The 14,637-nt window shown below is 63.2% G+C and carries 12 protein-coding genes; 3 read left to right on the top strand and 9 right to left on the bottom strand.

Annotation, left to right across the window (positions count from 1 at the left end; all coding sequences use genetic code 11):
* Positions 1-139 precede the first annotated feature (139 nt).
* Both F2P46_RS11920 and F2P46_RS11915 read right to left on the bottom strand, forming a co-directional pair.
* Complete coding sequence (locus F2P46_RS11920; RefSeq protein ID WP_166889284.1) at positions 140-2,104, bottom strand: hypothetical protein; 1,965 nt, start codon at positions 2,102-2,104, stop codon at positions 140-142.
* The gene (locus F2P46_RS11915; RefSeq protein WP_166889282.1) at positions 2,104-4,854 is read right to left on the bottom strand and encodes a hypothetical protein; all 2,751 of its coding nucleotides are present in this window, start codon (positions 4,852-4,854) and stop codon (positions 2,104-2,106) included. The genes F2P46_RS11920 and F2P46_RS11915 overlap by 1 nt, the downstream gene beginning before the upstream one ends.
* 178 nt (positions 4,855-5,032) lie before the next feature.
* On the opposite strand from F2P46_RS11915, the gene F2P46_RS11910 reads away from it, so the two are divergent.
* A complete protein-coding gene (locus F2P46_RS11910; protein ID WP_166889278.1) occupies positions 5,033-5,494 on the top strand; it encodes a hypothetical protein in 462 nt (153 codons plus the stop codon).
* Between the two features lie 25 nt (positions 5,495-5,519).
* Here the strand turns inward: F2P46_RS11910 and F2P46_RS11905 are convergent, their stop codons facing one another.
* A complete protein-coding gene (locus F2P46_RS11905) occupies positions 5,520-6,461 on the bottom strand; it encodes a LysR substrate-binding domain-containing protein (protein ID WP_166889275.1) in 942 nt (313 codons plus the stop codon).
* 152 nt (positions 6,462-6,613) lie between these two features.
* Between F2P46_RS11905 and F2P46_RS11900 the strand changes: the two genes are divergently transcribed.
* Positions 6,614-7,480, top strand: coding sequence for an oxidoreductase (locus tag F2P46_RS11900; protein WP_368737909.1), 867 nt, complete (start codon positions 6,614-6,616; stop codon positions 7,478-7,480).
* Positions 7,481-7,566: 86 nt separating this feature from the next.
* Here F2P46_RS11900 and F2P46_RS11895 read toward each other — a convergent pair whose 3' ends face one another.
* Together F2P46_RS11895 and F2P46_RS11890 are read right to left on the bottom strand one after the other, a co-directional pair.
* A complete protein-coding gene (locus F2P46_RS11895) occupies positions 7,567-8,025 on the bottom strand; it encodes a hypothetical protein (protein WP_166889269.1) in 459 nt (152 codons plus the stop codon).
* Between the two features lie 172 nt (positions 8,026-8,197).
* The gene (locus tag F2P46_RS11890) at positions 8,198-8,947 is read right to left on the bottom strand and encodes an SDR family oxidoreductase (RefSeq protein WP_166889266.1); all 750 of its coding nucleotides are present in this window, start codon (positions 8,945-8,947) and stop codon (positions 8,198-8,200) included.
* Between the two features lie 377 nt (positions 8,948-9,324).
* On the opposite strand from F2P46_RS11890, the gene F2P46_RS11885 reads away from it, so the two are divergent.
* On the top strand, positions 9,325-9,750 hold the full coding sequence (locus tag F2P46_RS11885; RefSeq protein ID WP_166889263.1) for an SRPBCC family protein: 426 nt from the start codon (positions 9,325-9,327) through the stop codon (positions 9,748-9,750).
* 91 nt (positions 9,751-9,841) lie between these two features.
* Here the strand turns inward: F2P46_RS11885 and F2P46_RS11880 are convergent, their stop codons facing one another.
* From F2P46_RS11880 to F2P46_RS11865, 4 genes are all read right to left on the bottom strand, one after another.
* A complete protein-coding gene (locus F2P46_RS11880) occupies positions 9,842-10,255 on the bottom strand; it encodes a hypothetical protein (RefSeq protein WP_166889260.1) in 414 nt (137 codons plus the stop codon).
* 313 nt (positions 10,256-10,568) lie between these two features.
* Positions 10,569-12,404 carry an ATP-binding protein gene (locus F2P46_RS11875; RefSeq protein WP_166889257.1) on the bottom strand — a complete coding sequence of 612 codons (1,836 nt, stop codon included), beginning with the start codon at positions 12,402-12,404 and terminating at the stop codon, positions 10,569-10,571.
* 10 nt (positions 12,405-12,414) lie between these two features.
* A complete protein-coding gene (locus tag F2P46_RS11870; protein ID WP_166889254.1) occupies positions 12,415-13,161 on the bottom strand; it encodes a hypothetical protein in 747 nt (248 codons plus the stop codon).
* A 216-nt stretch (positions 13,162-13,377) separates the two neighbouring features.
* Positions 13,378-14,502: a hypothetical protein gene (locus F2P46_RS11865; RefSeq protein WP_166889252.1), complete on the bottom strand. Its 1,125-nt coding sequence runs from the start codon at positions 14,500-14,502 to the stop codon at positions 13,378-13,380.
* Positions 14,503-14,637 lie beyond the last annotated feature (135 nt).

The following is a 14,637-nucleotide window of genomic DNA, read 5'->3' as shown; positions in this document are numbered from 1 at the left end:
CCGTTTCTTGCTGTTGTATGCGCGCCATGGTGCGTCATGGGGCAACCAGGCGGAACCAACCGCAAACCGAGGTGTTTCAAATTTACCGGCACGGAAGATGACATTTGCGATTGAAGCAGCGCAGGGAGCGCTGCGCTATTCAAGGCCAGCTCAGCGAAAACACCCCTTCCCTGGCCGAACCGATGAGCACCTCGCGCGAGCCAGGCACGTAGAGCAGCCGCCGGCTCGACGGCGCAATGCCGGCGCGCTCGTCGAGCGTGGCCACATGGCGCAACTGCGCGTCGAGCAGGATCACTTGTCCCCCTGAAAACAGAATCACCCAGCGGCCCGCGTCGTCGATGACCAGGTCGACCGGATGCCCGAGCGCGCGGGCCGGCTTGGGCTCGATCGCAAACAGCACCGGCGCCATGCGTTCGCCATCCCAGCGCTGCACGCTGGCGCCGACCGCGCCGATGATATTGCGCGTGCTGTTGCGAAACAGCGCTTCGACCCGGTCCGCCGAGATGCGTCGCGCAGCGCCCTTGGCATCGGCTTCGATGATGCCCATGCGCGTGCCGGCCCAGATGCGCCCGTCGGGCCAGGCCAGCAGGCGTCCGCTCGGCTGCGCCTGGCGGTCGGGCAGCGCCACGAAGCGGGTGAGCCCATCGTTGCCCAGGTAGTGCAAGCCGGCCGCGCCGCCGAACGGCGTGCTGCCGGCCGCGATCCAGATGCCGCCGGGCGTGACCGCCACATCGAGCGGCAACGCGCCTGCGTCGAGCGGCACCGCTTGCGCTTGCCCTTGCCGCAGGCGCAGCAGGCCCTGCGACAGCTGCACGGCCAGCACCTGGTCCGGCCCGGCGTAGGCGGCCGGCCCGTACACGGCCGACGGCAGGTCGACGCCGGCGCGCCACTGGCGCACCACGCGCCAGCCGCTGGGGGTGCGCGCCAGCTCCAGCGGGCCGGCGCCCGGCGAACTGAGAAGCACCAGATCGCCGCTCGCTTTCGCTTCCATCGGCAGGGCGTCGATGGGAATTTCGCGCCCCGGCGCGGGCGTCATGGCCAGCGGCGCGCCGTCCGCACCGAGTTGCCAGACAGCGGCATCGGTCGCCACCAACAGGCCCAGGCGGGCGTCACGGATGAGGGCGGTGGCGTTGCTCACGCGGGCGTCGTCGGACAGGGGCCTGGGCTCGCCGCAGCCCAGCGCATGCACGCCGGCGCCGGCGCGCGCGACGATCAGTTCGGGACCCGAATGCAGCAGTCCGGTCACCGGCTCCCTGAAGCTGGCCTGCGAGCAATGGGGATGAAGGCGGCCGTCTTCGTCCAGGGTCATCAGCACATGCCGGCGCGAGGCCGGGTCGGCCGACGGCTGGGTGACCATTACCAGCGCGGTGGAGCGGCCATCCGGCGCGCGGGCGAGGGCGGCAATGCCGACCGTGGCGGCGGGCGCCCCCTCGGCCAGGCGCCAGGTACGCAGCTGGGCGCCGCACTGGCGCGCGTACCAGGGCGATTGCGCCGCGCCATCGACCCGCATGCCGGCCACGTGGAAACAGCCGTCGCCGCGGTCCACCGTGCCGGCCGTGGCCACCAGCGCCCCGCCCAGGCCCGGGTCCCACGCTTGCACGCGCTCGCCGTCCCAGTGCCACAGCGAGGCGCCGGCCTGGCCTTCGGCGCCGTCGGGCTCGCGGGCGGTGAGCTGGAACAGCACCGAGCTGCCCCGGCTGGCCGCCAGCACCAGGTCGGCCGTCATGTCGTGCCCATCCATGCCCGGCGGCGCGATCGCCTTGCTGGCGCCATTGCGCGGGTCGAGCAGGACCAGCCCGGCCTGGGTGCCGGCGGCCAGGCGGCCGTCGGGCAGGCTGGCCAGTTCTTGCACCACGGCCGACGGCAAGCCCTGCCCAAGATCGAAGCGCATGCTGCGCGCCCCGCGTTCGAACCCGATCAGGCCGCCGCCACGGCTGGCCACCCACAGGCGGCCGTCAACCACGGTCATGGCGGCGCCCGCCAGGGGCGGATCGAGCACGCGGCGCGCCGCCGGCGCGGGAGCGGCGGCGGCGGCCTGGCCACAGGCAAGGGTGGCGAGCAGGGCGGCGAGCAGTCGCCCGTTCAGCTTGGAAGGTGTGCGCATCAGTAGTCGGACCCTCCGGTGGTGGTGATGACGGCGTACGGCGGCGGCACGGTCCACAGGCCGGCGCCGGGCGAGGTGGACAGGCGTTCGTTGGCGTCCAGGGCGTCGCGCGTGCGGGTGCGGTAGTACACGCGCGTCAGATGCCCGCCGGCCTGCAAGGTGGTCCACTGGGCCGCGTTCGGGGTCCAGGTGCCGGAGCACTCGGGCGAGGCCGGGGTGGCGGTGTTCAGGTCCACATTGATCCAGCCGCTGTTGACGGTCGAGGCGGGCGAGAAGGCCTGGTCGGTGGACGCTTCGACGATGTATTTGGCGTTGCAGATGGCGGTGCCGCTGACCGGGCGCGCGCCGGTGCCGGTAAAGCGAAAGCGCGGGCCGGTCCAGACCTGGAAGGTCGGCGCCGGGCCGCCCAGCTTGAGGAAGTCGGTTTCGCGATGGGTAATGCCGTCCACCGTCAGGTCGTCGCCGAGATCGTTGTCGTTCATGTCGATCACGGCGTCGCCGCCGTTCTCGCCGGTCGGGCAGATGGCCGCGTCCGAGGTGCCGGGGTCGTTGTCGATGCAGGCCGAGGGCATGGCGAACACGCCGCCCTTGGCGAAGCCGGCCAGCACCTTGTTGGTGGTGTGGTTGCCGTTGTGGGCAAACGCCGGCGGTCCGCCGGGCAGGCCGGAGGTGGCCCATTGCTCGACCATTTCGAGTTCCAGGTCGCGCAGCAGGTTATAGATGCCACGGTCGCCGCCGCCCACCGCCCCGGACAGGCCGGCGTTCTTGAGCGCGCGCGTAAAGCGCACGAAATACTGCGGATGCCCGGACGGCCGGCACTTGCTGCGCATGCCCTCGCGCACTTGCCACAGGATCGCCGAACCGATCTGCATGTCGGCGTAGGGGCCGCTGGCGAGGTCGCGGTGTTCCGGGAAATGGTCGCCCGGCGTGGCGGGATTGAACGGCGTGCTCACTTCGTGCAGGCGCGGCAAGCCGCCGCCCTCGTGATGGCCACGGCTGCCCTGGCAGTTATTGCTGGCGTTGACACCGCCCAGGTTCTTGGCGGTCCAGCCGGCGGTGCAGTTGGTGTTGTCGAAGTGGTCGGCCCAGGCGTCGGCCAGGTCGTGCATCAAGCCCATGCCGACGGGAATCGGGCACGGTCCGATGCCGCACCAGTTGGCCGGGCGGCCGTCGGTGAAGCGCTGCACGGCGTTGTGCGCCAGTTCGTGGCCAACGATGGTGTTGTCGTGGGCGAAGTTCATGTAGTTGGGGGCGTTCGCGGTGCCATCCGAAAAGTTCGGGCAGGCGGCGTCGAAGTAGCCCTGGCAGGCGCCGAAGTCCATGCTGGACCAGGCGTTGCAGCCGGCAGAGACCGATTCGAGGCGCGGATTCCAGGGGTTGGTCGGGAAGGGCGTGAAGATGCCGTGCGAAATCGATTGCTTCCAGTTCAGGTGGAACACGCCGAAATAGTTCACCTGCTGGAAGGCGGGGTTGCCGCCGCTGGCGCAGATTCCGGTGGCGCCGTTGTTGATCGGGGCCTGGTTGAAGTTGGCCAGGGTGGCGCTGCTGCCGCCCAGGGTGCTCGAGACCGACACGTCCTGGGCGTCGAAGCCGTCGGCCTGGTGGTCCACGCGCGAGACCACGCCGGCCAGCTTGAGCGTGTACTGGCCGCCGACCGCCGGGTCGACCGCGAAGCTGCGCACCTGGGACGCGCCGGTGCCGGGATCGCGCCGCCACACCGTGCCGGTGGCGGTGACGTCCGAGACCAGCGGGCGCATTTTGAGGATGGCGCCGGTGGCGGCGTCGGACCAGACCCGGAACGGGACCGGCCGGCCGAAGCTGACGCCCTCGACCACCATGCGCCAGGCGTAGCGCAGCGAGACGCCGCCGGCGGCGTCGTTACCATACGGCAGCAGCACCAGGGAGGGACCATCGCTCACGCGGCGCCCGTCCACGCTGTCGATGCCGCGCACGGTTTTCAGGGCCGCGTACGCCCGCAGTTCGGCCCCTTCGGCGCTTTGCGGGCGCGCGTTGGCGAGGCTGTAGCGGTTGATGAGCGAACCGCGCACGCTGGTGACGCCCTGGCCTTCCCAGCGCGAGGCCAGCAGCAGGGTGTGTTCGATCGGCACGCCGCCTTCGACCTGGATGAAGGGATAGGTGATTTCCTGGCGCTCGATGTCGGCCTTGAACTGGGCGTAGGTCAGGCCGCGCGCGATCAACAGGTTGCGCTCGACATCGTCGGTGGGCGCGCGCTTGCCGAGGAAGGCGTCGACCATGTCGAGGGTGCGCGGGCGGGTGGCCTTTTCGTTGCCCTGGTATTCGGTGGCGAGCAGCTCGGCCACGCCGGCCAGTTGCGGGCGCACCTGCGGCAGGCCGGTTTCGGGGACCCGGCCGAAGCGGCGCAGGCCGCCTTCGAACTTGAGCGCGGCCAGCAGCGGGGCGATCACTTTATCGGCCACCTCGGTGGAGGACAAGGTGTCGGCCAGGGTGGGCGGCACGCGCATGAAGATGTGGCCCATGTCCTGGCTGGGCAGGGACACTTGCGCGCCCTTGGGCAAGGCGCGCAGATCGACCGCCGGGGCGCGGGCCGGCTTGATGTCGGGCGGGTCGATCGAAGGGAACACGATGTCCGCCGGGCCGGGGCCGCTGGCGACGCGGCGCGGGTCGGTGGGAGCGGCGGCGAGGGCGGCGCAGCTGAACGCCAGCAGGGAAATGGCAGCGAACAAGGGGCGCAGCTGAAAGCGGGGCGGGAGCGGGGGTAGAGAGTCCATGTTGCATCCTTCCAGGGAACATCGAACAAGTGACTCACTGAGTATAGGTGGCGTATTTACAGGCAATCTCACACATTGTCACTGTGGTGAAAATGGTAAAAAATGCTAACGCCGCTGGCGTCGGATCCCGCCGGCGAACGCAGGATATGATGAAAGCTATCTATTGTTTGGAGTCAACATGGCAGCATCCCTGGCAACCGCCGCACTTTACTTTCGCGTGGGCCTGGAAAGCGGCGTCCTGCAAGCCGACCAGGCCAGGGCGTGGGCGATAGCGGAGATCGAGCGGATGGACGAACCGCCCGGCGAGATGATCGATATATCCTGGCAACAGCCGCTGGCGCAGCTGATTGCGGATCTGAAAGCGGTGCAAGGCGAAGGGGATCCGGATCTGGCCTGCCGGGCCTTGCTCGGCGTGCTTAGGGAGCACATGCAATCGGCCGACGCCGACCTCGACAGCACGCTTCTCAAGGCGATGATGGTCACGAGCATGTTCGAATTCACCGATCGTTTCGATACCTTCAACAGCATTGACGATCAATTGCAGCAGGCGGTATGCGGTACGTTCGGGACAGTGCAAGAGTGCCGGGAAGACTTCGACAACGCGATGAAGGAAGATGCTTCTGCCGCACTGGCGTGGTAAGCAGCGCCGATAGCGTATCGCCCGCTTATGCGGAACCGGTCGCCAGGCCTGGGGACGCAGCCGGCGGAGGCGACTGGACGAAGTCGATGAAAGCGCGCAAGGGCGCGGGCAGGTGGCGCCGGCCCGCGTAGTATAAAAACGGGCCGGGAAAACGCAGCCACCATTCTGGCAGCACCGGCTGCAGCTGGCCCGACGCCAGGTAAGGCGCCAGCCAGTCTTCGAACAGGTAGATCAATCCGTGCCCCGCCACGGCGGCATGCACCGCCAGGTCGGCCACGGTGGGCGTGACGATCAGCGGCCCGCCCGGGTCGACGGTGAGGGTCTGGCCGTCGCGCCCGAACTCCCATGGATACACCAGGCCGCTGAGGAACTTGCCGCGCAGGCAGGCGTGCTGCAACAGCTCGCGCGGATGTTGCGGCACGCCGCGCCGCGCCAGGTAGGCGGGCGCGGCGGCCAGGGCGAAGCGTTCGGTGCGCGGGCCGATCGGCAAGGCGATCATGTCCTGCTCCAGGCGCTCGCCGTAGCGAATCCCGGCGTCGCAGCCGCTGGCGACCAGGTCGACAAAATTGTTGTCGACCACGATGTCGAGCATGATGTCCGGATACAGTTCCATGAAGCGGCTCAGCATCGGCTGCAGGAAATGGCGCGCCGCGCTGACCGGCACGTTCAGGCGCAAGGCGCCGCGCGGACTGTCGCGCAGCTCGTTGAGTACATCGAGCGCGCTGGCGACCTGCATCAGGGCCGGTTGCAAACGGCCCAGCAGCAGTGCGCCGGCTGCGGTCGGCGCCACGCTGCGGGTGGTGCGCTCCAGCAAGCGGATGCCGAGTTGCGTTTCCAGCCGCCGTACCGCCTGGCTCAAGGCCGAGGCCGACTGTCCGCTGGCGCGCGCGGCCTGGCGAAAGCCGCAGTGCTGCGCAACCAGCGCAAAGGTCGACAAATCGGCCATGGAAGGGAGTTCTGTGCTCATCGGTGCCATCCTCATTGTGCGCAATTGTGTACAGCCCGTGCGCGATTACCCCGATTATCACATGCAATGATCCCCGCTAGACTGTGTGCATGTGTCGACCTGCAAGCGACGCGCAGGTCGCACATCCATCCAACCCCAGCCAAGGATTTTCTGTGAACACCTATTCGCCTTCCCAACACCAATTCACGCCGGCCCACTGCGAGCGTCATTTCAACCGCATCGGTTACGGCGCCATGCAACTGGCCGGCCCGCATGTGTGGGGTCCGCCGGCAGACCGCGCCGCCGCCGTGGCCGTGCTGCGCGAGGCGGTTGAACTGGGGATCAACCATATCGACACGGCCGACTTTTACGGCCCGCATGTGACCAACCAACTCATTCGCGAAGCGCTCCATCCGTACCGCGACGAGCTGACGATTGTGAGCAAGATCGGCTTTCTGCGCGGCGAGGACCAGTCGTGGCTTCCGGCGGCGTCGCCGGCGCAACTGCGCGACGCCGTGCACAGCAATCTGAAGAACCTGGGACTGGACGCGCTCGACGTGGTGAACTTTCGCGCGCCGGGTCTGGAAGGCGCCGATGGGTCATCGATCGGCGAAGCGCTGGCGGTGCTGGCCGCCTTGAAGAAAGATGGGCTGATCCGCAATATCGGACTGAGTAACGTCAATGCGCGGCAGGTGGCCGAAGCGCAGCAAGTAACCGAGATCGTCTGCGTGCAGAATCACTACAACCTGGTCCATCGGGGCGACGATGCGCTGATCGACACGCTGGCGGCGCAGGGCATCGCGTACGTGCCGTTTTTCCCGCTGGGCGGATTTTCGCCGCTGCAATCGGGCGTCCTGAACGAGGTGGCGGCGGCGATGGACGCCAATCCGATGCAGGTGGCGCTGGCGTGGCTGCTGCAGCGCGCGCCGAATATCCTGGTGATACCGGGCACCTCGTCGGTGGCGCATCTGCGCGAGAATGTGGCGGCGGGCGGCCTGCGCCTCGATGCGTCGGCCTTGCAGGCGCTCAACGCCCTGTAAGCACCTGCGTCAAGCGCTCCGCCAGCATCCGGCGCCGTGCCGGCACGGCAGGCCGCAATCGACCCTGCCTGGCGCTAACGGCGTTTTTACGCAAGCGCCGGCCGGGGATAGATGAAATTCGGGCAGACGTCGCCGTCATCCCGGCAATACCGCATGAGCAGCTGGAGCGCCTGTTCCACCTCGCCGTAGCTGGCGAGATGGTCGATCCCTGCCTGGTCGGTATCGCGCTCGCACGACAGCATGGCCGTGGGAACCTGCCGCAGGATGCGCAACAAGGCGTGAAGGAAGTCATCGGCGCTCGGCCAGTCGTAGGGACGCATGCGGTCCAGGCGGGGAAGCAAAGCGATGGTCAGCACATCGGCCGGGTCGGCGTGACGTGACAGCAGCCTGCCCATCAGCACACCGCCGGCATGGCACAGCAGTTCCCCGGTTTCTCCCCATTGCGACACATAGGGCCGAACCGTCATGCCAGCCTCGCCCGCCGGGCAAATGAGCCAGAAGGAATCGGGGGACCGGGTGAATGGGAATGTCGCGGTACGGTTCATCGGCAAGCGCCCTTACTGTTTTTCCATCTGCGTCGCACGGTCGTCGATCATGCCCTGGTCCTGCCCCTGGCCGGCAGGCGTGGCTTGGCCGCGAATGAACTTTTCGACGCCGGCGCCCATTGAACGAGCGCCCCACGCGTGGGGCCGGATGTCCACAACCCCGGCGGTGGCCTCATCTGCCGCCGGCAATATCGAGAAACGAGCCGGTGACATAGGATGCTTCGTCGGAGAGCAGCCACAAGATGGCGTAGGCCACTTCGTCGGCCTGCCCGCCGCGTTGCATGGGGATCATGGAGCGCAAGCGGTCCACCCGGCCGGGCTCGCCGCCGCTGGCATGAATGTCGGTATAAATGAATCCCGGCCGCACGCAGTTGACCCTGATCCCCTCGCTGGCGACCTCCAGCGACAGCCCGGTCGTGAAGGTGTCGATCGCGCCCTTGGAAGCGGCATAGTCGACATATTCCCCGGCCGCCCCCAGACGCGAGGCAGCCGACGACACATTCACAATGGCCCCGCCCGCGCCGCCATTGTTGCGCGACATGCGCCGCACGGCCTCGCGCGCGCACAGGAACTGGCTGGTGATGTTGCTTGAAAATATGCGGTTCAGGCGCGCCATGTCCATCTCCACGATGCGCATCTTGTTTTCAAGCACGCCCACGTTATTGACCAGCGCGCTGACCGTGCCGAGCTGCTCGTCGACGCTGCGAAACAGCCGCACGACCTCGTCTTCGTCGCTGACATCGGCCGCCACCGCGATGGCGGTGCCGCCGGCGGCGTGAATCTGCCCGACGATTGCTTGCGCGGCTGCAGCATCCTTCAAATAATTGACGCAGACGGCATAGCCGCGCGCTGCCGCCTTCAAGGCAGTTGCCGCGCCAATTCCGCGTCCGCCGCCGGTGATGATCATGACCTTGCTGTTCATGGAACCTTCTGTTTTGTTGTCCAACCACGCAGTGTTGGCTTCAGAGCCACCGCCACGACGCCTGTGCCCGGCAACGCGACAGAGGCAAGCACCAGCAAGTTGCCCTCGATGTCTGTCAGCGGGAGACGCTAGCAGGACTGGAAAAAAGTTTCGAACCTGGCATGCTGCTTTGCCGGAACCAACAGCGGCACGAATTCCGGATGGCGCAGGGCGATCCACCAAGCTCGATGTCGCCCATCCTGAAATTCAAATGAATTGCCTCGAAGCATCTTGACCCAGCTCATAGGGATCTGGGCGGCTGAAGCCGCCCCTTTGCAAACGTGCCGCTGAACTCGTAGAATGAGTTATGTAATTTGTTGACTAAACAGGAGCTCCGAATGCAAGTGGAAAGTCGAGTCGAAATCTCTGTGCCACCCGAAAAAATATTCGAGATTTACGCGGATGTCTCTAACTGGAAAACATGGGACCCAGATACCAAAGAGGCGTCGATTGACGGGCCATTCCAGACCGGGAGCAAAGGCAAAATCACTCCGCCGAAAGGAATCACTGTGCCAATGAATTTCATCTCGGTGGTTCCCAACAAGTCGTTCACTGTCGACTCGCAAATTCCACTCTTCCGTATGGTGTTTGAGCACGAGCTCAACGTCACCGCTACCGGTACCGAAGTCGTCCATAGAGTTACTTTTTCCGGTGCATTGTCTTTTCTGCTGGGCCGTATCGTCGGTAATCCGTTGCGTACTGGGCTTCCAATCACCTTGGCATCGCTCAAGCGACTAGCGGAGACTGGCAGGGTTGCTGACTAGCCGGCTGCCCGAGCTGACGTTCTTCGGCCAGTGGCCGCTGTTGGCCGAAAGCAGCATCCGTCCGCAATTTAGAAATTAAGGAGTCAAGTTTCTAATTGCTCCCCACAGAGAGCCGCCTCACATCGAAGCCTACATACGCCCCGATAAACTCGGGATCGTACATTGGGATTGGGAGAGGAAGTAGACATCCGCCACAGTCTGCAAGCGCCGTGAAATCATCTTTGATTTCCACAATTTGACCAAGTGCCTGGTAGCTCCATTCACCGGTACTGTGCAAACGCTTCTCTTGGGCTGGGTTGCCTCCAAATACAGAATCCCAGTTCACATTGGGGTCCTCGTCGAATAGGCACGTGAAGGCAGGCTCGAAGAGCGATCCAATCTTGGGGTACGCTGTGTGACCATACCCTAGACAATTCATCGCACCTACTTCGTTGCCGTTTATCGACAGCAGCGCGAGGCCGCCTTCATCTTCATCGGTGCTGATCAGCAGCGCTTTAGTTTTCATGTACGGCAACACATTCCATTTTTTTCGATCCCATATGACGCTTCTAGCCGAACTCTGCCGTTCGCATCAGCATAACAGGTTGCCGAACTGAAAAAGTCGCAGACTGCACACGGCAGGCCGCTGCCGCCCCAAACCGGACATTCGCGCGGACTAGGAAGTGATCATTTGCGTTCACTGTTGAAAGTTTGTGTGCGCATTCGCAAGGATCAGTTTACTGCCCAATGGGTGGATGTCGCGCTTGTATTCCGGGAATATTGGTCACTTCAGTCTGCCACCTGATCGGTGTGGCCCAAGACAGGCGACATTTGCTGCGCTATCCAAGGATTGGGACGAGTTTGGGTCCACTTCGCTCATTATCTGCATTGCCAAGATCGTTCGACAACTGCGGCAAGCGGACTGTAAATGTACTTCCCATACCGATACCCTTGCTGGCAGCAGTGATCGACCCTCCGTGTAGCTCCACCAAACTCCTCGCCAAGGCGAGTCCGAGACCTAGCCCGCCCTGAGCTCTGTCGGGCGTACGACGCCCCTGCACGAACAGGTCGAATACGTGTGCCAATAGTTCCGCATCCATGCCAATGCCTGTGTCTGACACGATCAATTCTGTTTCGCCCATATCGGCACGTAAGCGCATATTGATGGTGCCGCCATTTGGTGTGAACTTGTTGGCGTTGACGAGGATGTTAGCCACAACCTGGACGATGCGTTTGCGGTCGGCCATGACAAGCACTGGTTCGCGCGGGATGTCGAGCTGCAAGCTTTGATTGTTAGCTTGGACACGCGAGGCAATCTGCTCTGCGGCATCAGTTAAGATCGCACGAAGATCGAGCACGGACGTGTCGAGAGCGATCAGACCCCGCGTGACCCTAGCGACGTCAAGCAAATCGTCAACCAGGCCAGTCATGTGCCGTACTTGCCGCTTGATGACACCAGCCACATGTTGCACCCGTTCAGGATCGTTCGCGACGATTTTGAGCACCTCTGCAGCTGCGCTGACAGGCGCGAGCGGATTTCGCAATTCATGGCCGAGCATCGCAAGGAATTCGTCCTTCGCACGGTTGGCTTCGGAGAGTTTTGTTACCAAGACTTCTCGCTCACGGTGCAGTTGTACCAGCAAGTGGCGTTCGGTCGCGTCGCGTGTGAAACAACGGGTGTAGCGCAAGCGGCCATTCTCGAAGCAACCGTTTGAACTGATGACCACATGCTGGATTGAGGCGTCCCTGCGATTTAGCCGCGCTGGCTCGTCAAGCAAAGTTTGTCCTTGCTGCAGTCGAGTCAGGATGGACGCGATGACATCGGAGTCGGTATGGAACTCCGAGATGTGATGCCCCACATATTCATCCCATCGGTAACCGAGCATCGCTAGTTCGGCCTTGTTGGCCCAGAGGATCGTACCGTCTGGTCCAACGCGGTGCAGGGCTTCGGCAGCGTTCTCTAGGAAGTCCATTAATTCCCGCTCGCGGTTCTGCAGTGTCGCTTCCGCTTCTCTGCCTCGGACAACCTCACAGCGCAGGGCATGATTCTCCTGCTGCAGGATGGCGAGCTGTCGAGACACATCTGGATTGCTCTTCTCTAGAGCCTGGGTCGAAGGACAGACATGGTCATGCGCGAAGCAAATGCGTTGAAACGCAGCAGCGTCTCCGACCCTCGAAAATTGTTGCCATGGGTAGGCACAAAAAAGCGCAAATCGGCATTCCCGAGCCAAGCTGTTCCACAGTTCTTCAAGCCGCACTGCTGCGTTATACAGGCCGCGGGAACATAGTACAGCGACCATTTCACCAAACGCGTGAACTACTGTTCCAGAATCACAGGCACTGCGGACGACACTGCCGACCGTGCGGTCAAACAGTCGCTCGTCCGGCCAGTCGTCGACCATGAACAGCGGTAGCGTGTCTTCCGCATTCAGGACGATCAGGTGCTTTAGGGGTTGTTCCTCGCCGTTCAAGGAAGCCAGCCCTTGCAGCTGATCTTGTAACGCGATTATGTGATCGTTGGTAGCAATGACAATTGCCGTGCCACTAGTGCGCAATCCCTGCTCAATGAACTCGGCAACTTCGCTCAGAAGCGTGACCTCGTCTTGGTAGAAGCGTACGAAATGAGATGGAGGATGAGATTGATGGAGAGTCGGATTTTGGAGTTGCGTGGACATACGTGTCCCCTTACATTAGCGTAGGCAACACACCTATAACGAGCAATTGTACCAGCCGATACACGTCAAAATGTGACAATTGCTCCCCAGATCCACACCCGGTTTGATTTTGCGCTACCGATACTGGATTGATTTGATCTTGTGATGTCCGCTTTTGGCCGAATTCGGCCGTTCGCGTCAGCATAACAGGTTGCCGAACTGAAAAAGTGGCAGACTGCACATGACCGGCTGGTACCGACCCATAGCTGACCTTCGCGTTAAACCTTCCCAAGCTTTTATGACGGCCGCGTGGAGGGTACTTCGGGCAACACGGACTGTTGTGGAGGTAAAGTGCCCAAAATCTGCGCACAGATCGAATCCAGACGACGGCATCTAACGGCACTACACGCGACCATTCGACCTTCCCCGCCAATGAAGGATGAGGCGCGAACCCGAAGAATTGGCCTGGCCCACGACAAATTCCTTTCTCATTGAGCAAGGCGATCCCTCGACTTAGCAGATTCTGCTCCTGCCATTCAAGGGTATTCATCAACTCGCCAAACTGCCGTAGGTCGGTCGCAACCGGATGCAGGCCGCCTTCGAGCACATCCAGCCTCACCACCTCGCCTGACCTATGCTCGAAAAAGAGGTCGCCAAACGCCGAAGCGCCTATCGGGCGAATCTGGCCAACCTTCAGTCCTGACCATTCCGAGAGCAGTGCGTGGAAGTCGAGTAGTGATGCATCAACGAATAGATCGTCCCAAGTCAGTTGGTTCATAAGTAAGATTCAAAGTTGGCCGAGGTCGGCGAAGGACTGCTCCTGGCCGACAGCTGCCGATTGTACTCGACGGCTGCGGTATGGTTCGATCTCGGCAGCTGCCGCCCCATTGCGGACGGTCGCTCAACAATCGTCAGTAGCTGAACGGCGACGCCCTAAATCAATCCATTCGGCAGCACCTGTTGTATTGGGGTGAAATTGACGGGACTGTCGTTCCTATTTAGTGGCTGCGTCGATCAGCTTGGCGAGCTCCGCCTTGCCTTCTGCCGGCCAGCCGATACGCCGGTCGACCACTTTGCCTTTGCTAAGTAGATAGAAGGACGGAATTCCGGTTACTTCAATTGCCTGCCATTCCTGTCCGCTGTAAGGCACGCGTATTGGCATCGTGGGATTGGCCGCGTTCCATTCCGTGATTAGTTGCGTCTCGATGGGGGCACTCGGTGCTGTGACCAGCACGACATTTACTCCATGCAACCGGGCCTGGAGTGCGGCATCGTCGTGGACGGCTTGCAGGGCGTTGGTCGAATTATGGCAGCCGGCGCCGACGACCATTACGAGTTCCTTTCCGGACTGAAGCGGCAGGGAAATTCGGGTCAAGGAATTACGCACCGCGTCGTATGCGAACACGCTTCGGCCCTTAAAACTCGGGCCGAGCGGATCGACTACCTGAGGAATGGGCAAATCCGCGATGTGTGGCCGGATGGAGACAAAGGCGCCTGCCTGCTCGAATCGGCGTGCTGCTAACATGGCGTAAAGCATGCTGTCATCAAGCGTTCGGCGGGTATCGATACCACGTGCAGTGAATTCACGGTGCACCCGCAGCATGTCGTCGAGCGCTGGTGACGCCGGGTTGCCGGTGGCTGCTAGGCTTGCGGCGTCGAATAGGGGCAAGAGATCGCCAAGAGGTTGAATTGTCAGCGTTGCGGGGTTCAAGCGCGCTCCGAACAATTCCTGGTAACGCCGCAGGACTGCCGGCGCGCCTGTCTCGGTTGCCGGCGCCGTGACTTCGGCGCGCCGCGTATTGTCCGCATCCGCGAATTTCCGGAGCGATTGCAGGTCTTGCTCCACCTGCGCGAATGGCGGGGAAAGGCGCAGTGGGGGGCCGACCAGCTTCTTTTCCAGCATGGGCAGGTAGTTTTCTGCATCGAGGAAGCGCAGAACCGCAGCAAGTTGCTCATGGTTGAGCTCACGGATCAGGGGCGCGGTACCGAACCCGACCAGCCCATTTCCACTCCACTGCATTTGCCGGATGGCCTCGCGCTTGCCGTAGGCCGTCAGCGCGTCCAGTGGCGTCGGCTTGCTTGACGCGAGTGCCTCGTTCAGCACTTCTTTCGTGCGCACGACTTCCGGTGCAGTCGCGGTGACTGCTAACTGAGCCCACGCACACGTGCCTAGCTGACAGCACAGGCAGAATAGGAGCCCATCCCAGAACCTTATTTGCGTCGGCATCGCATCCTTCACATCTGTTAGTGTTGC

Source organism: Massilia sp. CCM 8734 (assembly GCF_011682155.1).
GTDB classification, from domain to species: Bacteria; Pseudomonadota; Gammaproteobacteria; order Burkholderiales; family Burkholderiaceae_D; genus Telluria_A; species Telluria_A rubra.
Note: the sequence above shows the minus strand (reverse complement) of the source record. Positions and strands in the feature narration are given on the sequence as shown.

Coding starts and splice junctions, on each gene's coding strand:
- F2P46_RS11910 (WP_166889278.1), top strand. CDS start 5,033: ATGGCAGCATCCCTGGCAACCGCCGCACTTTACTTTCGCGTGGGCCTG.
- F2P46_RS11870 (WP_166889254.1), bottom strand. CDS start 13,161: ATGAACCAACTGACTTGGGACGATCTATTCGTTGATGCATCACTACTC.
- F2P46_RS11890 (WP_166889266.1), bottom strand. CDS start 8,947: ATGAACAGCAAGGTCATGATCATCACCGGCGGCGGACGCGGAATTGGC.
- F2P46_RS11920 (WP_166889284.1), bottom strand. CDS start 2,104: ATGCGCACACCTTCCAAGCTGAACGGGCGACTGCTCGCCGCCCTGCTC.
- F2P46_RS11895 (WP_166889269.1), bottom strand. CDS start 8,025: ATGAACCGTACCGCGACATTCCCATTCACCCGGTCCCCCGATTCCTTC.
- F2P46_RS11915 (WP_166889282.1), bottom strand. CDS start 4,854: ATGGACTCTCTACCCCCGCTCCCGCCCCGCTTTCAGCTGCGCCCCTTG.
- F2P46_RS11875 (WP_166889257.1), bottom strand. CDS start 12,404: ATGTCCACGCAACTCCAAAATCCGACTCTCCATCAATCTCATCCTCCA.
- F2P46_RS11885 (WP_166889263.1), top strand. CDS start 9,325: ATGCAAGTGGAAAGTCGAGTCGAAATCTCTGTGCCACCCGAAAAAATA.
- F2P46_RS11880 (WP_166889260.1), bottom strand. CDS start 10,255: ATGAAAACTAAAGCGCTGCTGATCAGCACCGATGAAGATGAAGGCGGC.
- F2P46_RS11905 (WP_166889275.1), bottom strand. CDS start 6,461: ATGAGCACAGAACTCCCTTCCATGGCCGATTTGTCGACCTTTGCGCTG.